The organism is Moorella mulderi DSM 14980 (genome assembly GCF_001594015.1).
Lineage (GTDB): Bacteria > Bacillota > DSM-521 > Neomoorellales > Neomoorellaceae > Neomoorella > Neomoorella mulderi.
Genome location: NZ_LTBC01000003.1, coordinates 1 through 25,812 on the forward strand (window position 1 = coordinate 1; position 25,812 = coordinate 25,812).

At 54.9% G+C, this 25,812-nt stretch carries 20 protein-coding genes, 2 pseudogenes and 1 riboswitch; of the genes and pseudogenes, 8 read left to right on the forward strand and 14 right to left on the reverse strand.

Translation table 11 applies throughout. The features are described from left to right. Positions 1–678 (forward strand): IS66 family transposase (gene tnpC / locus MOMUL_RS05155; RefSeq protein WP_153018261.1); only part of this gene is annotated, 678 nt, incomplete at its 5' end. Between the two features lie 319 nt (positions 679–997). Beyond that, positions 998–1,165, forward strand: a complete 168-nt coding sequence (locus MOMUL_RS15650) for a transposase family protein (protein ID WP_269085185.1) — start codon at positions 998–1,000, stop codon at positions 1,163–1,165. Positions 1,166–1,372: 207 nt separating this feature from the next. Here the strand turns inward: MOMUL_RS15650 and MOMUL_RS05160 are convergent, their stop codons facing one another. Then, positions 1,373–1,927, reverse strand: coding sequence for a group II intron maturase-specific domain-containing protein (locus MOMUL_RS05160; RefSeq protein ID WP_236713000.1), 555 nt, complete (start codon positions 1,925–1,927; stop codon positions 1,373–1,375). A 239-nt stretch (positions 1,928–2,166) separates the two neighbouring features. Between MOMUL_RS05160 and MOMUL_RS05165 the strand changes: the two are divergent. Then, positions 2,167–2,673 (forward strand): annotated as a pseudogene (locus MOMUL_RS05165) (transposase); the annotation flags it as partial. A 221-nt stretch (positions 2,674–2,894) separates the two neighbouring features. On the opposite strand, the gene MOMUL_RS05170 reads toward MOMUL_RS05165, so the two are convergent. The 5 genes from MOMUL_RS05170 to MOMUL_RS05190 form a co-directional block, all read right to left on the reverse strand. Then, a complete protein-coding gene (locus tag MOMUL_RS05170) occupies positions 2,895–5,690 on the reverse strand; it encodes a DEAD/DEAH box helicase (protein ID WP_062282454.1) in 2,796 nt (931 codons plus the stop codon). After that, entirely contained in the window at positions 5,671–6,006 is a 336-nt protein-coding gene (locus MOMUL_RS05175) for a hypothetical protein (RefSeq protein WP_062282456.1), read from the reverse strand. The genes MOMUL_RS05170 and MOMUL_RS05175 overlap by 20 nt, the downstream gene beginning before the upstream one ends. Positions 6,007–6,167: 161 nt before the next feature. Further along, positions 6,168–9,755 (reverse strand): SAM-dependent methyltransferase, encoded by a 3,588-nt coding sequence (locus MOMUL_RS05180; protein ID WP_062282459.1) that lies wholly within the window; start codon positions 9,753–9,755, stop codon positions 6,168–6,170. Between the two features lie 18 nt (positions 9,756–9,773). Further along, positions 9,774–10,322 carry a PglZ domain-containing protein gene (locus tag MOMUL_RS16535; RefSeq protein WP_161484963.1) on the reverse strand — a complete coding sequence of 183 codons (549 nt, stop codon included), beginning with the start codon at positions 10,320–10,322 and terminating at the stop codon, positions 9,774–9,776. 385 nt (positions 10,323–10,707) lie between these two features. Then, positions 10,708–12,996: a DUF499 domain-containing protein gene (locus tag MOMUL_RS05190; protein ID WP_161484964.1), complete on the reverse strand. Its 2,289-nt coding sequence runs from the start codon at positions 12,994–12,996 to the stop codon at positions 10,708–10,710. Between the two features lie 703 nt (positions 12,997–13,699). Between MOMUL_RS05190 and MOMUL_RS05195 the strand changes: the two genes are divergently transcribed. Then, entirely contained in the window at positions 13,700–14,023 is a 324-nt protein-coding gene (locus MOMUL_RS05195; RefSeq protein ID WP_062282466.1) for a hypothetical protein, read from the forward strand. A gap of 749 nt (positions 14,024–14,772) precedes the next feature. On the opposite strand, the gene MOMUL_RS05205 is transcribed toward MOMUL_RS05195, so the two are convergent. From MOMUL_RS05205 to MOMUL_RS05220, 5 genes are all read right to left on the reverse strand, one after another. Beyond that, positions 14,773–15,390, reverse strand: a complete 618-nt coding sequence (locus MOMUL_RS05205; RefSeq protein ID WP_062282471.1) for a hypothetical protein — start codon at positions 15,388–15,390, stop codon at positions 14,773–14,775. 344 nt (positions 15,391–15,734) lie between these two features. Further along, a complete protein-coding gene (locus tag MOMUL_RS16890; RefSeq protein ID WP_169802167.1) occupies positions 15,735–17,927 on the reverse strand; it encodes a DUF4020 domain-containing protein in 2,193 nt (730 codons plus the stop codon). Further along, positions 17,897–19,306 (reverse strand): SIR2 family protein, encoded by a 1,410-nt coding sequence (locus tag MOMUL_RS16895; protein ID WP_062282476.1) that lies wholly within the window; start codon positions 19,304–19,306, stop codon positions 17,897–17,899. Before MOMUL_RS16895 ends, MOMUL_RS16890 begins: the two co-directional genes overlap by 31 nt. Before the next feature lie 18 nt (positions 19,307–19,324). Next, positions 19,325–19,567, reverse strand: a complete 243-nt coding sequence (locus MOMUL_RS16145; RefSeq protein WP_153018265.1) for a hypothetical protein — start codon at positions 19,565–19,567, stop codon at positions 19,325–19,327. 243 nt (positions 19,568–19,810) lie between these two features. Beyond that, on the reverse strand, positions 19,811–21,208 hold the full coding sequence (locus tag MOMUL_RS05220) for a HEPN domain-containing protein (protein WP_062282477.1): 1,398 nt from the start codon (positions 21,206–21,208) through the stop codon (positions 19,811–19,813). A gap of 333 nt (positions 21,209–21,541) precedes the next feature. Here MOMUL_RS05220 and MOMUL_RS05225 point away from each other — a divergent pair. The 4 genes and pseudogenes from MOMUL_RS05225 (at position 21,542) to MOMUL_RS16540 (ending at position 23,028) form a co-directional block, all read left to right on the forward strand. Further along, positions 21,542–22,034: pseudogene (locus MOMUL_RS05225) on the forward strand (manganese catalase family protein). Between the two features lie 127 nt (positions 22,035–22,161). Then, positions 22,162–22,557 (forward strand): HEPN domain-containing protein, encoded by a 396-nt coding sequence (locus MOMUL_RS15655; protein ID WP_062282480.1) that lies wholly within the window; start codon positions 22,162–22,164, stop codon positions 22,555–22,557. Beyond that, entirely contained in the window at positions 22,521–22,862 is a 342-nt protein-coding gene (locus MOMUL_RS15360) for a nucleotidyltransferase domain-containing protein (protein WP_011392910.1), read from the forward strand. Before MOMUL_RS15655 ends, MOMUL_RS15360 begins: the two co-directional genes overlap by 37 nt. 1 nt (position 22,863) lies before the next feature. Next, complete coding sequence (locus MOMUL_RS16540) at positions 22,864–23,028, forward strand: hypothetical protein (RefSeq protein ID WP_161484965.1); 165 nt, start codon at positions 22,864–22,866, stop codon at positions 23,026–23,028. On the opposite strand, the gene MOMUL_RS15660 is transcribed toward MOMUL_RS16540, so the two are convergent. The 3 genes from MOMUL_RS15660 to MOMUL_RS05245 form a co-directional block, all read right to left on the reverse strand. Continuing rightward, entirely contained in the window at positions 23,006–23,155 is a 150-nt protein-coding gene (locus tag MOMUL_RS15660; protein WP_084785483.1) for a GntR family transcriptional regulator, read from the reverse strand. The genes MOMUL_RS16540 and MOMUL_RS15660 overlap by 23 nt on opposite strands. Before the next feature lie 147 nt (positions 23,156–23,302). Beyond that, the gene (locus tag MOMUL_RS05235) at positions 23,303–24,241 is read right to left on the reverse strand and encodes an aldo/keto reductase (RefSeq protein WP_062282483.1); all 939 of its coding nucleotides are present in this window, start codon (positions 24,239–24,241) and stop codon (positions 23,303–23,305) included. Positions 24,242–24,379: 138 nt separating this feature from the next. Continuing rightward, positions 24,380–24,514: riboswitch (cyclic di-AMP (ydaO/yuaA leader) on the forward strand. Further along, positions 24,485–25,807 carry an amidohydrolase gene (locus MOMUL_RS05245; RefSeq protein ID WP_062282489.1) on the reverse strand — a complete coding sequence of 441 codons (1,323 nt, stop codon included), beginning with the start codon at positions 25,805–25,807 and terminating at the stop codon, positions 24,485–24,487. It overlaps the preceding riboswitch by 30 nt. Between the last annotated feature and the right edge of the window lie 5 nt (positions 25,808–25,812).

Here is a 25,812-nt window from a genome sequence, read left to right on the forward strand (position 1 = left end):
CGCTTCCTGGCGGGTTTTAAGGGTTATTTGCACGTTGACGGCTATGCTGGCTACAATGAGCTTCCGGATGTCACCCTGGTCGGCTGCTGGGCCCATGCCCGGCGCAAGTTCGACGAAGCCTTAAAGGCCCTGCCGGAAGATAAACGCAACAAAGCAGTAGCCGCTCGGGAGGGGCTGGAGTACTGCAACCGGCTCTTTGCCATCGAGGGCGAGTTGAAAGATAAAACGCCGGAAGAACGCTATCAAATCCGCCAGGTGCGCAGCAAACCCGTGCTGGACGCCTTTTTGGCGTGGCTAAAAACCCAGAAATCCCGGGTACTGCCCAAAAGCACTTTTGGGCAGGCGATTTACTATTGCCTGGGCCAGTGGGATAAACTCGTAGCCTTTTTGCAAGACGGGCGTCTGGAACTCGACAACAACCGCAGCGAGCGCTCCATCAAGCCCTTCGTCATTGGCCGCAAGAACTGGTTGTTTGCCAACACCCCGCGGGGTGCTAAAGCCAGCGCCATTACCTACAGTATCATAGAAACGGCAAAAGAAAACGGGTTAAATCCCTTCCACTATCTCATTTACCTCTTTGAAAAACTTCCCAACTTGGACCTCAAGGATAAAAACGCCCTGGATCAACTCCTGCCGTGGTCGGAAACTCTGCCTCCTGTCTGCCGGATGAATAATTAAGCTTGTTTTAGCCCCCACCTCGGTGATAGGTGGGGGCTATTTTACGCTTACACTGAAGCTACATACTTACCCTATGGTCGGCTCCTTTCCTTGTGGCCACAGTCATGACTTGTTGGATCCTAAATAAACATCATCCTTAAATGTATTTTACCATAAAGCAGGATAAAAACATACTTATAACCCAACTTTGACACCGCTTCTTTAAAATCAAGGGGTCTATAGGGATAATTGTCACTACAATCCCTTTCTGGAGCTCTTAGAGGCTACCTGAGGGGTAAAATTAGAATGTAAACACGGCTGTGGGGTCAGGCAGGTCGAGGTGCCTCGGGCTTGTCAGGATCATAGGTTTACCCTCTTGTTTGAAGCCCGTCTCATGCGCTTAGCCAAAGATATGCCTGTGGCTGCCGTAGCCAAATTGTTAAACGAACATAATACCCTATTGTGGCGGGTGTTAAAGCATTATGTGCGCAAGCAGGGCCAGGGCTGACTTTAGTACCGAAACCGCATCGGCATCGCTGAAACCTCCGCCCGGGGAAAGCCTTGATAGCGACGATGACGGATTATAATGGTCGAGTAGAAGTATGCCTTGCGGCATACCACCCTCACAGAACCGTGCTGGCGCAATTAACGCACACGGCTCCTCAAGGAATCCTTCACGCAATGTATGCCGACGGCAACCGAATGTCCATGATATTCACATATATCCTTGGACTTGGTAGTGGGAACTTTTCCAGGAACTCCTGAACTTCTCCCCGTCAAAGCTCTTCCTTTGGCTCCTACGATTTAGCCACTTGAAGAGTGTACACCATACAATGTAGTGGAATGCCAGGATGCGCTTCCTATTATCAGTTATCCCATAATAGTGATAATAGCCCTCGAGTTTCCTCTTGAGAAGGACCATTAGCACCTTTGCTGGCAGCATACGGTTCTCTTTTATCCATTCCTTCATCCTCTGCACGCTCTGCCGGAACTTCTTCCGGCTTGTGCGTCTCTTGACCCTGAATTTGCCCTGATGGCTGGTGCTGCAGTAATGGGTAAAGCCCAGGAAATCAAAGGTGTCTGGCTTGGTCCTACCCATCCGTTTGCACCATTGGGTAGCAAAGCGGCCAAAGGGAATTATTTTGGTCTTTTCTTCGGCTACGGAAAGGGAGAATTTGGCCAGCCTTGCTCTCAGTACCCTGTAGAATGCCTCGGCCTCATGTTTGTATTGAAAACAGTAGATGAGGTGAGTAGCCCCGGGGAATTTCACCCCGAGGCCCTCTCAGAACCAGACTTGAACCTCTCAGCTCATCCGGCTCCCATCATCCAGCCGCAGGACGTATCCCCATTTGCCAGTGGACGAATAGTTTAGAGTCGCGTCTGGCAATCCTACCAAGCCAATAAATCGCCCGACGGTGATGTCGTTCGAATTTCTTGTACTTTCGCCGCACCAGCGGACCAAGGCTCGGTTTATATACACGAGTACCGAGTAAAGTTCCGTCTATAGAGGGTACCAGGTGGTTAAAATCGAGGGCTCTGGACACCCCTGTCCGCCTGGTGTATAAGGTCACGGAGCGCACGATATTGGGCAACGGCCAGCTTCTCCTGGTCCCTGAGGTCGAGGTGGAAAGCTATTGGACCACATTACCCGACCCTGTGGATGACATTATTGCCCTCTACCACGACCACGGCACCAGCGAGCAATTTCATAGCGAAATCAAAAACGATTTAGACCTGGAGCGGTTGCCCAGCGGCAAATTTGCCACCAATGACCTGGTGTTGCACTTGGGTGTTTTCGCCTACAACATTCTAAGGCTTCTGGGGCAGTTTAGCCTCCCGCTAAAGGAGGTTCCTCTGCGCAAGAAAGCACAACGCCGCCGGCTGCGTACCGTTATTCAAAACCTTATTACCATAGCGTCCCGGCTGGTTCGCCACGTTAGGCAAATCAAGCTGTGGTTTGGCCGGCACAGTCCCTGGTATCCAGCTTTCCGGTACCTGTATAAAGCGTTGGCTTAATACAGAACTTCCGGCTCCCGGCAGTTATTTAGGTACAGGCTTCAAACATCTAAGACAGGAGGCCTGCTTTGCTATACCCATACAAAGGAGACTGAGGTTAAGGATTACTTTTCCAGATAATCGTGTAGCTCATAGTTAACTTTTAACCTATACGCAAGGTCCTCAGAAACCATTTACTGTAAAATTGGGCTCAACAGTTTGTTGTTGTCACGGATTCAGGTTCAAGGTTCCACCACCAAACAGGCGAGCAGGCGAGACGAATAGGAACTTCTTTCAGACAGCAATCCCGAATAAACAAGCTCCCGGTGCAGTAACTCCGCCGCCCGTCCATTAATGAGATTGGCGACCATATCCAGAGCTAGACGAGTTTCCAAACGGGACGGATGGAACCTTGAAATATCTTCAGCGAGCCGCTCCAGGTAGGGAGACCGCTTGCCGTCCGCCCTGATGCCAAGCCGAACTATCCTTTGAATTATTTGGCCATCCTTTCCTTGAGCTGTTACCTGCCACACAGTGATTAAACCGATCGCCTCGCTGTTCCCGTCCACGTTTCCGATTAGAGCCCGCTGCTTGGGTGATAGGGAGGAATATTTGTCAAGCCAAGCCTTGATGACAGGGTGTTCAAGACCAATAAGGTTAAGGTCGTCGCGCTGCAAAGCCTTCCCGCGATCCGTCGTGAACAGGAGTTTCTCTCTGCCCGGTTGGAGGAGCTCATAATTCCCTTCTTCAAGCTGGCGAAATTCGCCGCCGTCCACATGGGCCGCCCGCTGTGCAAATGCCACCAGCCGGCGCATACCGTAGCCTTCGTCATCAATGCTCTTATACTGGCCGAGGTTAAATTTCTCGAGATCCTGGAAAAGCTCGAAGACTACTTCCCGGGCCAGATTAGCATTAGCCAGAGCGACTTCGAGTTCCTGCCGGCTACGCTCGAGCGAAGGATCAAGGATAGCTTCCTGGTAAAGCCGATCGTAACTGAGGTGGCTGCCTAGCTGCCCTAGAACCTGTGCTCGAAAGTCCTCGGCGACCTGGCCCTGTTCATCAATTTTCCCAAGGGTTTTAGCGATACCCTGTAGTTTCTCTTCTAATAGCAAGAAAATACGGCCTTCGATGGTGTCAGTAGCTACTAGATTGTATACCTGGGCTGTATGGACCTGACCGTAACGGTGAATGCGGCCGATGCGTTGCTCGAGATCCATCGGATTCCAGGGCAAATCGTAGTTGAAAAGTATGCTGGCAAACTGCAGGTTAATACCTTCGCGACCCGCTGCCGTGCATAGGAGCAACTGTGGTCCGTCCTGGCGACGGAAACGGCGCTGGGCCGCCAGCTTCGCCCCGTGGTCGCCGCCTTTGAGCACTTCTACTCCTTTGTCGGGGAACGCCCTCTCAATGGCGTCTTTCAAGGCCTCTATACTGCCTAGGTAGGTGGCAAAGACGATGACCTTTTCGCTCGGGTTGATGTGCCACAGTTGCTTTAGAGCATTGAGGAGCACGGCAGTCTTGGTTTCCGTCTCACACGGAATTTTTTGCAGGAGGTCCCGGATTCTTTGCCTTTCCCATGGCAGGGCCACAGCGACCATTGTCGCAACCGATTCTTCGCCGGCTGCGGCCACAGTTTCGGTAGTATCATAGGATTCGGTGGCCGACGTAAAGGCCATCACCTCCCCGCGCTTCTTTAGCAGTTGGACCCTGGCCTCCGCGAGGAATTGATCCACCTGAGCCCGTCCTACCGCATCGTCGGGAAGCCCGTGCATGTCCTGGATAAGTGCGCGAGCCTCCTGCAAGACCCGATCGCGGCCTTCCACGTCCAGAAGTTCATCTCGTTCAATGGCCTCCTGGATCGTAAGCATCAACAGGCGCCTCTTGAGGGTAGCTTTGACGGCGGCAAAACTACTCGCTGCTATCTTTTGGAAAACCGTCATCACAAAGCCCAGCGCCCGCCCCTTTTTCCCTTGCTTGGCTGCCAGTTTGTACCCTTCGTACAGGTAGTCCAGCAGTGCCTCATAGAAAGCCCGCTCGGGCGCGGAAAGGGTGAAACCTTGAGTATATACTACCCGCCGGGCGAAAAGTGGGCTCCCGTCAGCCGCACAGGCCTCGGCCTTGGTGCGGCGGATTACCACTGCGTTCAAGCGGTGGCGGTTCTCAACCATATCTTTTTCATCTTCAAACAAGGTAGGGTTAAGCAGCCGGATAAGCATCCAGAATCGGAAATGATCTCCCTGGTGGGGGGTGGCGGACAGCAGTAGAAGGTCGCGACAGCGATTCCGGAGGGCTTCGGCCAGCTTAAAGTTCTCAGTTTTCCTGACCTTCCTGCCATTCCTGTAAGCGCTGAGGTGGTGTGCCTCATCGAAAACCACCAAATCCCACGGGGGAGCTTCCAGCAGGCGCCTGACGCGGTTACGTTTTTTCAGAGTGTCGATCGAAACGATAAGGCGGTTATGCCTGACAAAGGCATTTGATTTCCGGTCCGTAACATCCCCCTCGGAGCCAAACACCTCAAAATTCAGATCAAAGACTTGGTTAAGTTCTTGCTGCCAGTTATCTACGAGGCCGGCTGGTACGATCACCAGCGCCCGCCTGAGTTCGCCGCGAAAAGCCAGTTCTCGCAAGATCAGGGCGGTTTCGATAGTCTTCCCGAGCCCCACCTCGTCGGCAATGAGAAACCGCCGGGGTTGAGCATTGGCAACGCGGTGGACCAGGACAACCTGGTGCGGCAGTAGGTCCACCTTGGCTGCGGTCAAGGTGGCAACACTCTCCAGAAGCGGCAACTCCACGGCCTCAACCGCTAACCATAACCGCTCCAAGGCGTCGGGTGTAACCGGTCGCAGCCCGGATATCACCCGGTCGGGCCAGCTTTCCACTTGCTGAAGGGCATCTGTCGGTACCTGGCGCTCTCCGAGGGAGCGGAAAAATACGCGGGCGAACCCAGTAGGTCCGACGCCAATGATGACACCTTCGCCCAGTTCCGGGTGCATTACCTTCTTCCCCGGTTGCAATTGATCAGGAGATCCTGGCAACATGGTATCCCACCGTAATCCGTCTGCCGGTTTGAGGCTCGTCGCGTACCAGCCGGGTAACATCCAGGGTAGTACTGCCATCCCAGAGGGCAAAGGAGAGGTGAACCCGCTTGCCGTCCCGTCTCAAGAACAGGACTTCTTCGTCAGCAACCGTGACCTCGAAGGAACGCTCCGGGGCGGCAAACCCAAACACCAGGCCGCACTGGTCCCACCGGTACTGGAACTCCATGATCAAGGGCTTGACCCTCTTACGCAAGAAGGCCTCCGCTTCTACCGGGTCCAGCACCTCCAGAAGGGTTTCCAGGCCGCTGACGAGCACGGTGTTCCTCCCAGCCGGTGGCTCGACCGGCCATGCCTTCAACCATGCTAGCGCCTGCCGAAGCGAAACCAGACTGGCGGACTCGATCAGATGACCAAGAACATATTTGTCAAAGACCACGCTAGATCCGCGCCGCAGCCATGCGCTGCTGAACATCTCCCTCATGGCGCTTCCTCCGCTTCCAAACGGTCGAACAGCGTCATTTGGCTGACCCCCTCATTTCTGGTTGGCCTGGCCCGCCAGTGACGAACCAGGTCAAGGGCCAGACGCGCCGCCTCTCGGATGTTGGCATCCGGGTCGGTCTCGGCGTACCACTCCAGAATGGCATCTACGGCCCTCTTGAGCTGAAAGGTATGTCGGTCGAGTTCATCCATGACATTGACCCCGCTACCGGGCTGCGCCGCCCCAATAAGGAAATGGGCCTGATCGAGGTCTGTCTTAATCACCTTACGGTTGCGGCCCGGTGCGGTAAAATAGCGGAAGCGCTCGGCAATGGGCACCCCATACACCGTAGTTCCCGCAGACCTTATCCACCCCCGCGCCTCAAGGTCATCCTGGGACACGCCGGTGCCGCGCAACATTTTGTGCAGGTCGTCCCGCGCAAGGGACGTGCGCCCCTGGAAGATGTACAGAAAGAGCCGTGTGGCGGGCTCGGCCACGTCGGACGGGCGGCGCCTACCGTTATCGCCTTCGCCGTGGAGTAAGTCATCGAGTAGTTGGTTGATGCCCAGGAGGGCCTCCTGGACGGTAAGCACTTCGCCTTCGCCGGTATAGACCTGGCTGTAGTGACGGCTGTAAAACTCCAGCGCCTTGCCGCGCAAGACTACGCGTAGATCTGCTTCCGATAGCCCCTTGCCGTGGGAGTGCTCAAGCAGCTCTTTGAGTCGCGCGGTTTCCTCTTTCACCCAGCGCCGCATCCTGGCCCAGCTTACCGGTTGCGGTGGTTCGAGGCGCTTGCGGCAGACGTGGATGATGTCGTACTCGATTTTCTGGCTACCGAACTGCGCCCGCTCGCCCTTGGTCTCGTCGCTACGTATCGGGTATGTGGCAACCAAGATGAACCCCGCGCCGAACAGGGCCTCCAGGACGTTTACCCAGGTCTCATCCTCGTTGTGGTGAAAGGTAAAAGCCATGAGGCCCCCGGGCTTAAGGAGGCGGTTGGCCTCAGCCCAACAGGCCATAAGGGTTTGTTGGTAGAATTCGGAGGATGGTTCGGGACGGTACAGGGGGTTGCGTTCCTTCTCTTTTAAGTCCGGATTCCCAGTGAGCTCCCGTACCCGGGCAAGAACCCTACGGGTAATGGTAGGTTCCCTTTCCCATTTCTCCCGGTCGTCGGGGTGCTCTACGGGGTTATCCACCGCCTCCAGGGCGTGGGGCGTGCGCTCCGGCTCGAAGTAAGCCCGCTCGGGCAGATCCGTATACCACCTCAAGAGCGGTATGCGGAGCCAGACATAGAAGAAGTCAGCCAGGTCGGCATAGAACACGTTGTCTCCAAAGGGCGGATCGGTAATGACGAGATCGAAGGGCTCATGGCCGATCATGGACAGGTCGGTAGCTGACCCGCAATAGGCTGCGGTAATACCCTTTAGCGGGTCGCCAGGCTTGACCTTCCCAGATTTTTTCCCGCCGTCTCCTGCCGCCGCGCCAACAACAAATAACTCCCAGGGGTCTGATGACCATTGGACGGCCTCGACCACTTTCTGGGCAGATGAGATCCAGTTGCCGCGACCAAGTATATTGAAGACACAGTTCTCAATTACTTGCTGCTTGGGATGGTAGTTGGGATTCGAGAACATAGGTTCAGGCGTATCACGCTGTGGATTCCAAAATGCAAACATATTCTGGTTCCGCAGGTATTGCTGGAACGCGCCAAGCGCCTGCTCGCGCACGTCCAGGGGCCACCGTTCCTCCGGGGCTTCGGTGATGGCCCGGAGGAGCTGGGCGTGCACCAGGAGCTGGCGGGGATTGAACATCTTCCACCAGTGGGTATAGCCCCACCGGTCCAGCGCGTCCCTCTTATGTGTTCTCTCACCATAAGCTATTTCTTGCCGCGGCCAGTAGGCCGCCAAATCGGCATCCCGGCGCGCCGTCCATTCCCATTCCGCCCAGGCTAGGCGCCTCAGATCTTCAGCGTCGGGAGCCTTGAAGTACCGCCCGCCATAGTTATACCCCTCCGCCTCGCACTGCGGGCAGTAGCACTGCAGAGCGTAAACAGCGACGGGCTGTGTTTTACCGAATTCCGCTGTGCTATCGAATATCGACTGCTGCCGTCCGCAGTGATAGCACCTAAAGGTAGCCTTTGACGGCACTGTGCCAACTCGTGTCTGGATCCTGGTGCCGTCGGCAAGGGTGATTTCGCGCGGCAGGCCGTATTTCTTGCGGTCGGCAGTTTCTTCTTCTGTTTCGTCCCCGGTGTCCTCTGGGTTTTCCTCTTCACCTTCCTCTTGGGCAAGAATCTCCTCTTCCGCCAGCTTTATCCGGCCCCGCACCTCAATAAGTCTCAGGCCTTCCAGCCGCTTCTCGAACCAGGCAATGCTGGACTCAGGGTCGGCCCCGGCGTAACCCCCCATTTCCGTCCCGTGGTCCCAAGCGCCGGAGCCCTGAAACCAGTCCGGGTGAATGAGAAGGAACATGTATACGGAGCGGCTCTGGATACCGAAATCCTGTTTCTTCAAGTCCCTGACCCGCCGTGCCCTGGCATGGCTGGAAAGGACCTCCTTGACCTTGTTGCCCGCAAAGGCACCGCACTTCGGGCACTGCAGGCCCGGCTCGTGATCCACGAGGGCAAGGAGTTCCCCTACCCGGCCGAACCGCTCCTCGGCGTTACCTTTAGAATAATCGTTTAGCAAACGGGCAAAGGCCTGGGTGGTCTCGGTAAAGCTTGGCTCGGTATCAAGCACCACCCGCTCGGCACCGGGAGCTAGGCGGGTCTCGCCCAGTTCCACGTTAAAAGTGTGGCCGCAGGAAGGGCAGGTCGTTTCGATATAAGCAGTGGTCAGTTTCTTCTCGGCTATAACCGGGTTTTTGAAAATCGGGGTGCGGTGGCCGCAATCCCGGCTCTGGCACGTCCCGTGCTTGCCCCAGAAAGTGTAAATAACCTCGGGGCCCTCCCAGCGGTAGCGCTTCCGATCTTCCGAGGAAAGGTTAAGGGGGTCCACGTCGGCACTCTTGCCGGTTACCGTATCAATCCAACGGCCACGGTGCCCGCGTGGGCAAGTAGTAACATAAAAAGGCTGGACGAGGGGCTTAACCTCCGCTTCAATGTGATCAAAGAAGGCCTTGACCTGTTCAGGGTCGCTACATGCGAGCTCATTTTTGCTGACAAACCAAGCCACAGGGTTAAGGTCTAAGCCCACCACCTGGAAGCCAAGCCGCTCTCCCTCGACCAGGGTAGTGCCACCACCCATGAAGATGTCCAATACACGTAACTTCTTAAAGGACCCGGCCTTCTGATGGTTGGTGTAGTAGTGCTCCCAGACCAGCTTCGCCGCCTGAGCCGGATCCTGGGGAGCCTGGGTGGCAGCCGCGATCAAAAGGCTCCGAAACACGCTGGAACGGCGCCGCGCCCACCATTTCGACATCTGGTAAATGGGTTTTCCGGCGTTACCCTCGAGTTTAGAGAGGGCGTTGATAGGCGTAATAGGAAAGTCTACCTCCAGGCAGACCGGCGATCGCTGGGGATCGTTAAAGTCGGGTACGGGCAGTCGCACGGCCTTGCCGAGGTTGGGTGGCTCGTTTGCTCTACGCATTTTCAGTTCACCTTCTCATCAAAGCGGGGGAAATTCTACAAACGGCACTGCCACTTCGAGTAGACTGAGCCCTCCGTGGATCAGGTGGGGAAAGCCGCCCTGAACCTTCCATTTGCGCTGCCCCATGACTACATGAAAATCGTTTTCGGTCAGCACTATAGGTGGCATAAATCTGGCCAGCCACGGCTCGGATGCCACCCTGTATCGGGAGGCACCAAAAGTTTCGCGCAACGCTTCAACTACGTCCGGCTCGGTTTCCTCGCTTGAAAATAGCCGGCTTTCGGCATACCCGTGGTCGGCCGTAATAACCAATTTTCTTCCTTGCCGTAAACGATCCACGAATCCCCAGAAACCGTCGTCCTGCAAAACGTCCGAAGCGGCTTTGACAATCTGCTCGGGGGACTTTTTGTGAACATGAATAAGATCGTCCAACCAGGTATGCCAGATGAAGACGTTTCGCACGGCCGGAACGCTCGCCATGCTATCTTCAAAGGGCATTCTAAGAACATCAGTAAAGACCAATTCGTCACGGAACGCGAAGGTAGCGGGAGCGCCATTGTTGACCAACTTGTGACGGGCTAGTACTCCTAGAGCCCCGGCAAACTGGTCGGTATCCGAAGGTACTTCTGATCCCGTTACCCTTACGGCTGTTGGCAAGAGGCCTCGAGCCTGGGCTCCCTTCAGTAGCGGGACAAGCTGCCGTAGAGAAAAGGCATCCAGGATAAGGACAGCCCGGCCGAATGGCGTAGGCTCGGACCACCATTGGCGTAGCGCTTTTGAAGTTCGTGGGGCCTCCCTTTGATAGGCCATCCAAAGCTCCCACGCACTTTCCGCAAGTAGCCGGTCTGCGGCCACGGTTTGGTTATGAAGCTCCGTCGGCGTCATGCCGGCCAGGGTCAGGTTTCTAAGCTGCCTAAAGATCGCCTTCCATGCTTCTGAAGCTGATGGGGAATCAAAAATTATCTCCACCCAGGGACAAGCGGTCATCGTCCTTCCCTTCTTCCCTATATGTAACCTCCAGTGAAGCCCGGACAAACGATGGTAATCGCTGGAGGATTTGCTTCACCTGCTGCACCGTAAGGCCTTGGAACTCGAGCTTTACCTTATCCAGGGTGTGTTCAGCCGAGAGACGCCATTTCTCAAAATACCCGCAAAGATTGATCCCAGTATTCGGCTCCTCAGCCAAACACGTTTTCTTCTGCACACCTGAGGGTTCCGTTTCAACAGCAGGCCCACCAACTGGCAGCTGGATGGCCCGGCCAAAAGATACGGGGGCTGTCTCCCTGAGTACCGACGTTTCTTGAGCCGATGGTATAGTCGCGGTCCCGGCTGGTGGCGCCGTTACTGTCACCCCGCCAACAGAGGAAGGGAGGCCTAATTGCACCTCGCGCATTTCCAGCCCGGAGCGAAACGCTTTTGAGCGGACATAGCGGAGTGCCTCTCCGTCGTCGACATGTTCCGGCAGACGCCCTACCCAGGTGCCACCGACGTTGACCACCAGCTTGCCCCTAGCAACTGCCTTGAGAATCTCCTCGTAAATCCTGGTATCGCCCAGATAGGGAATAGCTTCGCGAGTCTCGGCTGGTGGAGGCTCAACCAGCTCATCCAGGAGCTTACCCACCAGAAACGACTCTCCGGCTCGCTGCATGAGTAGCTCTTGAAATGCCTCGGGATCGAAAAGGTCCTCCGTAATCCTCTTTTCAACTGCAGACGGTATCTGTTCACCCTGGGCGTTGATCCGTTCCACCTCAAAAATACACTGCTCGGGATTGCGGTAGTCCCAGCTCTTCAGGATCGCGAAACGGTCAAAGCGCTTCTTAAGGGCCTCCCTGAGCGGTTTATCAAATTCATCTTTTAGTGCCCTGTATTTCGGATCATTTTTCCAGGCGATGGACGTTAGATAGGAACACCGGGCGCAGAATAAGAGCTCGGCATCCCTATAGAGGCCCTTACTTCCCAGCTCGGGGAGAAGAAAGCGTACAGTGTTACGCCGGCTGGAAACGTGCCGTGCCAACCACACACCCAGTTCTTGAATTCTCCCCTCGCTTATCTGGAGTGGATCGGGCACGAGGATAAGTACCGGACGCTCCCAATGGCCGGGCCTATCTGTCTCATCAATGTCTGACCAGGGATTGTTAACCCAGTCGGGGCCCAGAACAATTACCCTAGAAGGAGGTTCGCGGTCAGCCGGGACAAGAATGTGGCGGAGCGTATTACGAATATGTTCGATATCCTTGCCCGGATAACGCACCTGCCCTGCTACCGAGGCCGGGCCAGGCTGCCAAAACCTGTCATTCCTTGCCGTTGCCCTTACCCTGGAACGCGGGTTTTCTTCAATACCAAACCGCAGCCGGCCCTCCGGGCTTTCCTCCCCGTGGATGTTGATACTGTTCTCTATTAACTGTACGATCTCGCTCTGAAAGGCGTTATCGTCAATAAACTCTCGGCGGGTGATGTCAAGGTGAAGTTCCTGGCGCGTGCCACCCGCATTTGACCAGGGAGACATAGACCGCACCCACAGCGCGCTTACCAGTTCTCTGGCATGAGGTATCACCGTACCTGCGGCCTCGATGGTCTCCAGGTTCCGTCTGGCAATTTCCCGTAGCCGCTCGTGATGTGCGCTGGCAGATATGGAATCAAGCAGGGATTGGACGCCACAAGAGTCATCGTCAACGAGGAAATCTGCCGGGGTAATAATCGGAACTTCTTCGCCCCTAGCCCGGTACACCTGGGCCAGAATGCGGATAAGGTCCCTGTTTTGCTGGGCCGCCTCAGCCATCAATATCTGGTCCTCCAAGAGCTCCAGTAGCTCTGGAGAGAAGGGCCAACAGGCTACCACTTCCTCAGCGACTCGCCCGCGCTCGGATTCCGGCAGGTGGGAGAACAGCAGGCGGTAGCGCTCGGCTGCATAAGGGGCAGTCAGATGCCTGATATCAGAGGTCGGTATGTTCTCCCTGTTTTCAAAAAGACGGTAGATTACCAATTTCTGCCGATCCTGCTTAGCTGTCGGCCCCCGGAAGTCAATAAGAACCGGTCCAACCCGGTGAACCTGGCGAAACGCCTCCGTGTTGTTGTTCAAAACTGAGATCACCAGAATCAAGAGATCAGGCCGCTCTTTAGAGATTTCCGAAAGGTTTTGAATGAAATTTTCCGCCCATGTTCTGTACTTTATCCCCTCCGGGCCAGGTTCGTCGCGCAGTCCATCGAACCATTTCTGGAACTCGTCCAAGATCAGGGCCACTGGCTGGACTGTAAGCATTTCCTCGATGAGCGAGCGCGGTGGATAAGGATACCCAATCTGCTGAAACCTACCTCGGAATAGTTCTCCCTTGGGATGCCTATCGAACAAGAGTTCCCAAAGCAACGGATACTCTTGATTGTGCACCGGTTCGGAAATAGCGCGAAATCCTCTTTGTAAAACCAGGTTCTGCAGAGCGCCTATGCTCAATCTTTCTCCCCATTCTTTGGCCCAGGTCTCTACGCGATCTGGCGATTCAATGGCGTGATGCATTACCGACATGATGTGCGACTTGCCACGGCCCCGCTCACCCAGAAGTACGATCGGGTGTCCGGCACGCTCCGCGCTTATCGCCCGCAATGCTACCTGGACATCTGCAGTAGGATAGGTGATGGAAAGAATACGGTCAGGGCTTTGCTGAGTGGAACCGGTGTTATCCGGTCTGCGCAGCATAATAGTTGTACCAGGCATTTGCGGGCCAAGGAATTCGTCTCTGAGCCTAAGGCCTAACATTAGGATGACCCTGCCTTCTATGGTTATTTGGTCATTCTGTTTCCCAAATTAGTTAATTCCTTGACTTGCGGGCCACTACCGCGATAACCAATTGGGGTTGTCCTAGATTTCGTAGAATTTGAAGGTGGCGGCCACCTGCCCCTGTATGGTATAACAGGGGTGGAAGAAATAACTTAAGGAGGTACCGCCACCCATGCCATTATATCACACAATTGACCCTAAACGCCAGAATAGAGCAACCAAATTTTTAGCCCATTGCCCCGAACCTGTCCAGATTTTATTAGCCGAGGTAATAGGGGCAGCACACGTCCTCGACCACCTGCCCGCAGTGGAGCAACCCTGGGTGGCGCGCAAGATGGATGCCGCCTGGCAGGAGGAAGACCCTGAGCAAGCCTTAAAAAGCCTCAAGCCCTTGCTACTCAATAAGAAAAAGCCCACACCGGCGCCGCCGCCAGCCTCCGCGAAGGGATGGAAGAAACCTTCACTGTTAGCCCTCTGGGATTACCTGAAAAACTAACCAAAGTCTGAACTCGACCAATATCATCGAATCGGCCAATGACCGTGTACGTACCTACTGCCGCAACGTTAAAAGGTGGCAGAGCAGCGAGCAGATACTTCGCTGGCTGGCAGTCTCTTATCTCGAGGCCGAAAAAGGTTTCCACTGGATTAACGGTTATCGTGAACTGCCCATACTGAAGGGGCGATGCGCAAGAAGTTGTTCCCAGAATCATCCACCACCATGCAAAACACTTAAAAATCATGAAAATGGCTGTCCCAAAAATCTGCGAAGAGCGTGACAACCCCAACCAATTACTTCATGAGTTTTTGTAATATGACCGGCGGTAGGATTTGTATTAGTCCGAAAATAGCCTTTTACTTATTTTTTATTATTGGTTGCACCTGCCAGGCAGAGACGGTTGTAGGTATTTTCTGCCTCCCGAGCCTCCCGCTGGAGCTTTACAAACAAGTCCGCACACTTTACGTTGGGCGCGACGGTCATCACCTGGGCTATGCCGTTAGGCAGCCCGGCGTTGAATATCTAGGCCCGGACTTCAGGCTCCTGCCCGGTTCCTGGCGGGGAAAGCCAGACATACGCCAGGAACCAGCCATACTTGTCCCGCTTGATAATGTCCAGCGAAAAGGCTGAAAATAGCCTAGTCTGGTGAAGAAGGGTACTACCAAAATTCGCTATGTCTCGGACGTGGTTACTGGTCTGGGCGAAGGCGCATAAACCGTAGCCGACGCACTCTGAGGATGATGATCGATTCAATTCGGTCTAACTTCATAAATACGTATCCACATTTCTGACATGACCAATTTCTCCCTCAGATGGCCTATAACTTCACAATCAACGATTTCCCCGACAGAGTTAACAAATGTCCCTGGGTGCTTTTCTATGTATCCCTTATTTATTCTACAAGTATCCCCGGGCGCAAGGTTGAAGAAATCATTGAGCCGATTATCTGGATTCTGGAAGTAGGTTGCCATTTCCTTATCTGTAACATATACGAAGTAACGTCGAATGCTTTCATTGGCCGGTTTGAACCGAGCTAGTCGGAAAATGTCCGCAAAGACTTTCCCTGCCTTTTGAGTTTTTGGGGGATTCTTACCACTCGGGCTCTCTCTATCAAATTTGCATTCGAATGCTAACCCTGAGCGTTCATTCTTTGGTGGAATATATGTATCTATTTCGGCTCCGCGAATCTCAGGATGAGGATATTCAAGGATTATGTCCGGAGGACGAATACCGACGTAGTTGGTTAGGCAATAGAATAACGTATATCGTACGGAATCCTCGGTGGTATACACCTGCTTGGAGAACCTTTCTTCCAATAACTTACTAAATTGTTCAAAGACCTTAGTAATGGTTACATCATTACTCATGATTCACCCTCCTGACCATCTTCGATGTTATTAAATCCTTTGCGGCTGGCTACCTGAGCACACTCTGACTACCAGCAGCTACCCGCTTCGCGTGGAGGCCGCCCCAGGGGAACGGGACCGGAAATCCGGCGAATAGCACTCAGGCTCCGACCTCCAGTTGGGTGAAAGCAGATGTCGCTTTAAGAGATAGATCGCTGCCTGATTGCGCGCCGTACCGTACTCCTTGTTTCCCGCGGTAAAGCATCCGCCAGCCATCCTGTCACCCAATATCGGAGCTAAATACCCCGAATTAATGAGGTTCTGGCCAAGCCTTAGACCGAGTAGGACCTTTGGCACGTTCCCCTCTACCCGTCTTCTACCCAGCACCCCACACGAAGAAACTGCTCCCTCAGTTGAAGCCTCTCTTCGACCGCCAGGCCTCCCGTTTGTATTAGTTGTTGGTAGATTTTTTGCACTTCATGGCAATGGGGAAACGGAGAGGGCGCTTCTGAAAGAAGATGAATCATCAACCTCGCGGTATCCTTGGGATATTTTGTGGCCAGACCTTCATCGACCAATCGAAAGTAGAAGCTGCCCCTTTCGAGCTTTGGCGCCGGGCTGGAAACGATCATATCTACTACTTGGGGAAAAACTGCTCTTAAATGCACCGACCAGTCCAGCATAACCTTCATTTCTTCAGGCGTTAACGGCGCCGGAATGCCGTTGATGCGGTTTACCCAATAACGCGCCATCCATTTGTCCCATAATAAGGCTGTTCCTTCTTCAGGCATAGAGGCCAGCTCGCGCCAGACAGCTTGCGCCCACCCCACCCTGCCCAACTCACCGAGAGCCAAGAGGCACTTGTTGAGCCAGCCACCCTGCAACGGATCGGCGATGCCGTAAACAGCAATGGCAGCAAGGTGCTCATGGAGATGCCGCCGTATCTCATCGGGCCCCCTCTGAAGTTCACAGCAAGCCTGCTCGTATAAAGGGAGCAGGTCTGGTAGCGGGGGTTCGCTCAACCTTCCATACCACAGATAGCCATGCCACGCCTGCTCGGCGTGCTCCCTGTCCGCCGCCCAGTCCAGCAAGGGAATGACATTTTCCCGCGTCCAGCCGCGGTCTAAGGTGAACAGGAAATGCAATTGGTTCGCTAGTATGACCCTGCCCATCACGGCCGCGGCGGAGGTGCATGAAATGATACGGGCTAACCTTTCCTTGTAGGGTCCCGGGAGGCCAACCCGTTCTTTCCCTTTCCCGGCCTGGCGTCTGTAAAGGGCATAGACCCAGAACTCGGCAAGCCTGCCCCCTGCATGACTGAATGCGCTCAGCAGCCAATCTCCGCTTGCCCTGATCATCTCGCTTGTGGTTTCTGCGACTTTCCAGAGCTGGTCGGCAAGGGCCTCAAGGCTGGACAGAAAAGGTCTCAGCCCCTCCTCCCAGTTTTTGACCGCCTTCAGCAGTAGTTCCGCCAGGGCACGGGTGAACTGCAGGACCTCCGGGTGGTTCTTGGATAGCTTCAGCAATCTCTCCCACTGGGCCGTGTTGAGACCTGATTGTGCCCAGCCGCCGAAGATAGCTTCCCAGATATCGGGGTTCCATTCTCCCCTGGCCGCAAATTCCAGGGCTAGCCTCCAGCTCCAGTCAAAGGACCTGGCCGCAGCCTCCCATGTAGCTGGTAAAAAGTCGTTCAACCCCGGTCCTCTGCGGCCGCCTGCCCGGCGCGCCAACAAATGCTCGGCAGCCTCCCGCGGCGCCCTTGACAGCAACTGGTCGGCTGTGACCGGGCTTTCTGGGCTTACGGAAGTCTCCGTCCATGCGTCCAGGTCTGGATAGCTCCTGGGCTCAAATTCCGGGCATCTATCCTGAACCACCCGGAATTTGCGGGCGGCCAGTGCGCAGTCCGGGGCCACCCGGGTTAGCCAGCAGAGGAGATTGTACATCTCATAGGCCCGCGTCTTGTGATCGTCTTCCTCGCCGGTCGCCGGGTAGCGTTCGGCCGCTTGCAGGATGGGTAGCCGGTTAGACTCGCCAGCCTGAGGGTAGGCCACCTTGATCACCTGGAACACTTCATGCTTGAGGTCGTACGCAAAAAGCCATCCTTTGGCCAGAAGCCAGTCCAGCTTTTCCTCCGGCGACAGGTAAGGGCTTACTGCAACCCCGTGAACGACCAGTCTCTTCAGGAGAGGGACGCCTGATGACGCCCATTCCTCGATGACGCCCTGGGCCCGCTCGGGGTTGTTTTGGACCAGCCATTCTAGCAGATCCCTAGCGGCGTCAATAAGAACATCCTGCCCGCCCCGGGCGTCGTCCTGCTCGTGTGGCTCAATAGCCGAGCGCCTAAAGCTTACCGGGTCCCACTTATCGTCGGCGGTCCCCACGCTGCGCAGCAAGAGGTGAGCTTCCTTGAGCTGGCCAACGACGATTGTTTCCAGCTCGGCGACCAAGGCCCCAAGATTGGGCTTGAAAAACCTGGTCCATGCCCTTTCCAGCCGGTGATGCTCCCCCTGCACCGTCACCTCAAAGCTCACTTTTCTACCGAGTTGAACGTTAAACATAACAAGATGAGGCTTGAGAGGTGCGGGGCGGTCAGTTCTTTGAACAGCAAGAGCGCAACGTCCCGATCTTCCGGGTAGCGGCATTTTTCCAGGAGATCCTCCAGAAACCACCTCTGTTCAGCCACAGGGGGAGGGGATGAGAGCAAGACTGTAACCCATTTGACAAGCGCTGCGGGGTCAGACGGCTGCTGGCTGAAAGCCAAAGCACGGGCTATGTGCTGCCAGAGCAAGGGGTTTAGGACGGGACCTTGCCGCTGTATCACGGCAAGCGCGTCTTCGGGGTGCCGGAGCACGAACTTGTCCGTAAACCAGCAGGCAAGAATTGGGCTAACGTGGTCGTCTCCTATGCTATTCTGCTGGAACAGCGGTTTAAGAAAGCCCCCTTCTTCTAACCAGTGCAGCCATTCCGGAGTGTCCGCATACCTGATGAAGATCCCGGCTGTAGCCGGATCTCTCAGGGCCTCCTCAAGGTAGTTAGCTTTTTCCGGGTCGTGAGGCGGTCTGGATTCTGCCACAATTCTTCGGTTCCGCTCTTCGTGGTCGAGCAGGCCCATCTTGGCCCGCTCTGCCCAGGCGTTTACAACTTCAACGAGGGCCTCGTGGTTGGTGTCTCCCTCCGTGGGTAGATAGGGGACGGGGGTAATTCCACGGTAGAACCATTTCGCGTATGGATAAAGGATAATTCCTCCGGTTTGTTTCTCCCGCTCCTGGGACACCAGGGCAAAGCGCGGCGAACCGGGGAATAACCCCCGAGCGAGGTATTCCATGATCAAGTCATTATGGCTGTAGCCTACGAAGAGGACTACGTATTGCGTAAATAAACCTTTTAGAAAGTTCGTGGCCCACCCCTCGGTGAGGTACGCGCAGCCAAAGTCACCGTCTGTAAGAACAAGCTCCCCGGGCTCTTGGTCTACGCAGCCGTGCAGGTAGACTATGCCGTGAAAACGGTGGCCTACGGGCAGCGCCGGGGCTCGATATATCGGGAGCTTCTTGTCAAAAAGTTCTGCGGCCGCTGTGGAAAAATGCGTGTCTAAGTTGGTGGTGACCAGCCTGACCATTTCGGGGGTACGGAAGATGGACAAGAGCCCGTAATGCAGCCTGTTGGGCCTGGAGCCCGGAGGATTGAGTATTTCCTGCACTATCTTGTGCACTTTCGGCCCCATCTTTTCCAGCCTGCCGAGGAAGCGATCCGCCGGCTCCCCCTCTTCCCGGCTCAGCATGCTCCCCGTCCGCTCTATTACCCCGCGAACCAACCCCTCAAAATCCGGCAGCCCGGAAGGGCTGCCCCGCGACACGCCGGCACCGGCGAAGATCACCAACTTGCCATCTTCTTGCGCTTTAATAAGCTCTTCCGGAAGGTCGACGCTCTTGATCCACATGGCGGCTGAGCACCTCCACTATCGATTCAGGCTCTTCCCGCGGCAGTGGCGCAGCTGGCGGCCGCCCGGCGTGCGCCTCCAAGGCCCGACGGCCGGTGTTACGGCCATGAGGTCGACTACCAGACGGCGAAGGAAGGGCGGGAAAACTCTGGTTGTTGAGCTGATTAACCGGCTTAAGTCACCACAACTGGCTACGAGTAGGGAGATGAGCGGGAGGGCAAATAAAGTTGCGGCCCATAAGCGCTTCGGGACTAACTCCATTGCCTACTCGCCTCCTCCAGCCGCAACACGGCGCTACGAGAACTGGCAGGCCCGGTGTGGCAACAGTTGCCTGACGCAGGTCGTCATTATCTCTACACTCTCCCTGGTACTGTTCGGGAAGCACCGCCGTCTTTCTCCAAGCTTACTGACGGTACCGCTATTCCCCGGATAGAACAGCACTCTCTTCATAGTGTTGAACCGTCGCGCTTCTGCAACCTCAAGCAAGACCCGGTAGCCGTTATTTTACGCCTCCGCAAGGAGCCACTCCTCCGCCGCGGTGGGGTCAATGGGTTGATCCGATTCCAGCAGCTTTAACAGGATTTGCCTGAGGTGCTCCTGGGTCTGCGCAGCCTGTTCCCAAATTTTCTTTTCTTCAATTGGGCGCCCGTGCACGATATCCGATCTCACCTTATAGGACTTTTTCATCTGTTTATAAATCTCCAGCTTCTCAGTGCCGGAGCCGCCAAGCAGGGCGGCCGTTCGGAGGGCAGCGCGGAAAGTGACTTCCTGGCTGGAATCAGCAGTGAGTAGCGATTCCAGGGCGATCCAGTAGTCGATTAATCTATCCGCGGGAGAACGTCTCTCGAAGGAGTTGTTCCACCGGCTTAAAGCCAGCCTGACCTTCCCTGCGTTTGGGCTACCTGTCATGCGTTGCCACAGGCCTCGAAGCCGTTCAGTGAGGGCTTCATCGATTACCGCTGGCTGGTCGGGCAAGCAAACACCTGCCCTCTGGCTTCGATAGCTCCTGAGTGGGTAGGATATCCTGTGCACCGTTGTTTGGAAGAACGGCGCACATACGTTGCGGCCGCTAGTCAGTCTAAGGGCGGTTATAACTCCATCCGTCCGCGCCTGGGCATCTGTCTGGCCGATAGGTTCTGACTTTTGCTGTGAATACCGGGCCTCAACACAGCATTCGATGGCAATTAATTGATAGAAGGGGACGGGAAGGTCGCCGGGGAGGAAAGCCTGGTTATCGTTCAACCAGCTCTCGAGTTCCTCCTCACTGACGGGGCGGAGTATCAAATCGCTGGTGAACTCCACCTGCTGGACACTTTTCATTGAGGCGTTAAGCAGTGGGGCCACGAGCGTAAAGTCCACTACGGGTAAGGCCGCCTCACGCGCAGCCTGCAAGGCAACCCGCTCGGCGAGGTTGTCATCGTAGACAAAGGCGCCAGCCTGCCTAAGATAGACACCTATCACTGGGACGAGAAACCGGCTTGTCAACCATCGTTCGGCATCGCGCTCGTCATGTATCGACTTCCCGGCGGCGTCGGTAAGGAGAGAGGCGGAGATTTCCGGTCGCGCCCGTGCAACTTTATGGAGATATTTAACAGCTGGCAACGCGTTAATGGCTTCCATAAGCTCAATCGCTACCAACTCTGAATCCGGGCGCATTTCCAAGGGGAATGTCGCTCCACCGTCTCCCGTTCTTAGTACGCGATACCAAGGACGCAAGGGAAGTGGACGACCCTCGAAGCCCCTGCAGGTATACTCTATTACCTCCTTGACCAAGTTCTTGATATCTTCGGGCACCGTTTCAGCCTCCTCAGCTATGTCTGTTTTCGTACACGCCGTCTCTCGTGCGGGGACAATCCACGTATTTATTTGCGCCGGGAACGTCCTGTGGCCCACCAGTTTCACAGGACGCTCCCTGGCATTTGTTAATATTTTCTGCACCTGGTGGAAAGTTCCTGCTGAATACCCTTATAAATCGGGTATGAGGGGGCGGTGTCCCCCCACAACCGTATGTAGTTCGGTATTCGGTGGTTCATAATGCATTACGAAGTTCCAGTACCGCTCGACTAAGCTCCTAAGCCTTTGGTCTCGCCAACAGGTGAGTCCGAGGGCTTTGTAGTTAGGGAGTGTTAGCTAGTCGCCAGTATCCCTTACGGGAACCTCCTATCAGGCTCGCCTATTCCTCAGGTATCCCTAAGACTACTAAGTTACGTCGTTAGGTTTGGAGTTTATTAAAAGTTGAAGTCTGGTGGGCCGGACAGCGAGCTTGCTGCATCTCTACGTTATCTCACCCAGCGCTACACCATACCCATCCCCCAGGCCAAGGCAGTTTTGGCGGACATCGGCACGGAAGAGCTGGCCCACATGGAGATTGTCACCGCCCTGCTATAACCTAATAAAAGACGCTCCCCTGGAAGAAATAAAACGTGCCGGCCTGGATGGCTATTATGCCGATCACGACCGTGCCCTCTATTTCGTCAACGCCAGTGGCGCCCCCTGGACGACCACCTACATCCAGTCCAAGGGTGACCCCGTCACCGACCTCTATGAAAATATGACCGCCGAGCAAAAGGCTCGCTCCACCTATGAATACCTTATCCAGCTCTCCGATGACCCCGATGTGAGCGATACCTTAAAGTTTTTGCGCGAAAGGGAAGTCGTTCACTTCCAGCGATTCGGTGAAACGTTAAACCTTGTGTATGATTACTTGGAGCGTAAAAAGTATTATTAAAGCAGAGCCCCGGTAAAGGGGCTTTTTTAAGTAAGTCACTTATCGGATTAGATTACTAAGATGAGTTTAAAAAATTAGTGTTGGCCTTTCTTACAGAATGTGGTATCATATGGGTGAGGTGTTGTGGGTGTCGCCAGAAGTCAAGGAATGGATGGAGCAGGCCGAATACGATTTTTCCACCGCTAAGGCTATGTTCCACGCTAGAAAATACCTTTACATGATTTATATGTGCCAGTTAGCTCTAGAAAAAGTCCTGAAAGCTGTCGTTGCTCTGCGAACAGATAAAACCCCTCCTAAAACGCATAAGTTATTACTCCTTGTGAAGTTAGGGCAGGTTAATTTAGTAGAAGAACACCTTGAATTTTTAGGAACGTTGGATGCCATAGGTTCGGGGGCCCGTTACCCTAAAGACCTTGCTGCCGCACGAAAAACTTATTCCCGTAACGTTGCTCAAGATTATCTTGTTAAAACAAAGGAGATACTGGAATGGATAAAGAAAGACCAGATATTCAAGCAATTATAGAGCAGTTTGCTGATGCTCTAAAAAATCAAGGTATCCAGATCGACAAGATCATTCTGTTTGGCTCCCAGGCCAGAGGCGATGCTAGAGAAGATAGCGATATAGATTTACTGGTAGTATCATCCGATTTTGCTCAAATGCCCCTGTATCGCCGCTATGAAGTGCTGGGCAAAGCCCTGGCCAGGGTAATGCAGCCGATTGAACCTCTAGCCTGCACTCCTGAAGAAGTGCAGGTGGAAAAATTGAGCAAGGCCAGCTTCCTTTACGACGTCCTGGCCCGGCAAAAAACCGTGGAATACCGGCTTTAAATTGACGGACATCAGCACGGAAGAGCTGGGACATAAGGAGATTGTCGCCGCCCGTGCCAGGGGCGACTTCTCTCTTGACGCAGGGCTAGACCGGTCACCGCCCATCTCCATCTCCTTGGATGGCTGTCATGCCAATTCCGATGTTAAATTACATGGCTCAAACTAAACTGCTGTACCAGGGCGTTTTCTGAAGGAAGCTGCTCGCGGGGAGCGATATCGCCGCGCCGGTTCATTTCTTTCAGGTATTCTTTTAGCTGATAGTACTTGGGCAATGGATTATTGGGGTCTAACATTTAGCTTCACCTGCTTGTCTGGTTGTGCGTACATATCGAATGTTTTTCTTATTCGACACGCTTGAGTTTCTCCTGCAAAGCTATTAAAAAAATATACCTGCTTACTTGAAGCAGGTATGCCGGCCTGTTTGCCAAGGTGCTTCCGGGTTATATCATCCTGATAGCAAACTGCGGGCACACCTCGGTGCAGTAACCGCAGAGGAGGCATTTGGCGCGGTTGATCCTGGCCTTACCGTTAACCATAGTTATGGCGTCGTTGGTGCAGGCCTTCAGACAGGCGCCGTCGCCGATGCAGACAGTCTCCACCACGGTAAACTCCTTGGCGGTAGTTTGTATTGTTCCGGGGTCTTCGCCATTAAAGTAGCGCAGGTTGTAATCCACCTCCGCCTCGCTGACCATGCCTACGGCTACAGCAGCAATACCCGGTACCCGGCGGGCAAAGGCCATGGCTTCCTGGTAGTTATCCAAGAGGTTCCCCCCGGCCAGGGCCTTCATCAGGTAAACCCCCTTGCCGGCAGCCACAGCTTCCGAGATGGCGGCCAGCATGTCTTCGCGGCTGCCGTCAATGATGCCCATGCCCTTGATATTTACCAGGGGAAAGATAACATCTATTTCTTTTTCGGAGGCCGCTTTCCGCACAGCCGCCACGCCGTGGGTGGAAATACCCACAGCCCCGATCAGCCCTTTCTCCCGGGCATCGAGGAGGCAGCGCAAAGCGCCTGCCCTTTCCTCAAAAATTCGCTCCGTTGCCCGGGCGGCATGCAGGTGGAAAATATGGATATAATCCAGCTGGAGCTTCTCCCGGGCCTCCTGGATAGCCCGCTCCATATCATCATAGGTGGCAGCACTGGACTTGGTGGCAATAATTACTTCACCGCCATAGGCGTGAATGGCCCTCCGGATAGGCTCATAAGTTTCATAAACTTGAGCCGTATCGATGAAATTAACCCCGCCCTCCAGGGCCCTTTTGATAATCCCGGTGCAGGTATCTACATCTAAATTTTTCTGGCGCGGCCCCATGGGCAGAGCGCCGAAACATAGCTCGGAAACCTTCATCCCCGTATTACCTAGCTGGCGATATTCCACAGGTTACTCCCCCCGGATTGAAATCAAGGAAACCTGAAATTGGTCCTGGAAAAAACATTTGGTTTTACCATTAAGTTTTATGTTAACAAAATAGGACCTTCATGCTACAATAAAAATGCCATCAATTCCATCCTTTCTTCCACCAGATCGCCGAATTTCCTCGGTGGGAAACGGGGGAACCATTTCCAGGGGGTTAATCCGCGGGTCACCGCGGTAGGGCCATCCTTGGTCCGCACCCGGCAGCTAACCTCGTAGGCGTGGAAGGAGGTGGAATTTTTTTTGCCCTCTACCAGCCCGCTTCATTACCTGGGCGTAAATTTCCCCGGCGTCCATGGTCTTTACTTCCCCGGCGGCCATGAGAATTTTCCCGTTAACAATTACCGTATCCACATCGCTCCCCCGGGCGGCATAAACCAGGTTGGCTTCCACATCATGGGGCGGCATTAAGTGGGGCTGGTGCTTGTTTACCAGGATCAGGTCGGCTTTTTTCCCGGCCTCCAGGGTGCCAATTTCCTTTTCCAGGCCTAAGGCCCTGGCGCCGTTCAGGGTGGCCATAACTAGGGCCTGGTGGGCGGGAACTACCGTGGGGTCACCGGTGATCCCTTTGGCCAGCAAGGCGCAAGTACGCATTTCGGCCACCATATCCAGGTTATTGTTGCTGGCGGCGCCGTCGGTGCCGATGGCCACGTTGACGCCGGCGGCCAGCATCGCTGCCACCGGGGCCACCCCGCTGGCCAGCTTCAGGTTGCTTTCGGGGCAATGGGCCACCCCCACTTTTTTTTCTGCCAGGAGGGCAATTTCTTCTGTGGTCAAATGGACACAGTGGGCCGCCAGGGTTGGTAGTTCAAACAGGCCCAGTTTAGCGGCCAGGGCTACCGGGGTGTAGCCGTACTGGGCGCGGACATTCTCCACTTCTTCCTTAGTTTCCGCCAGGTGGATATGTAGCCCTACACCGAGCCCGGCTGCCGTCTCGGCTACTTTAGTAAGGTATTCCGGCGGGCAGGTATAGGGGGCATGGGGGCCCAGCATGGTGGTAACCCGGCCGTCACCGGCACCATGCCACTCTTTCACCAGGCTGACGCCGGTGGCCAGGCGCTGGCCGCCGCGGTCCTGGAAGCCAATGAGCCCCTGGCTGAGGCAGGCCCGCAGGCCGGCTTCCACTACTGCTTCGGCCACGGCATCCATGTGGAAATACATATCGGCAAAGGTGGTGGTGCCGGAGCGGATCATTTCCAGCAGGGCCAGTTTGGTGCCCCAGTAAATATCCTCCCGCTCGAGCTTTGCTTCCCGGGGCCAGATCTTTTCTTCCAGCCACTGTTTCAGGGGGAGATCGTCGGCGAAACTCCTGAGCAGTGTCATGGCCGCATGGGTGTGGCTGTTGACCAGCCCCGGCAGGGCGACCATGTCCCCGGCCTCGATGACGGTATCCGCCTGCCAGCCGGCCGGCACCCCCCCTGCCGGGCCGACATAATGGAGGCGGTCGTCATTGATGGCGATGACCCCCTCCTCAATTACCGGACCGCTAATTGGGACAATGGTACAATCCTTGATTAAAATTTTGCCCATGAAAT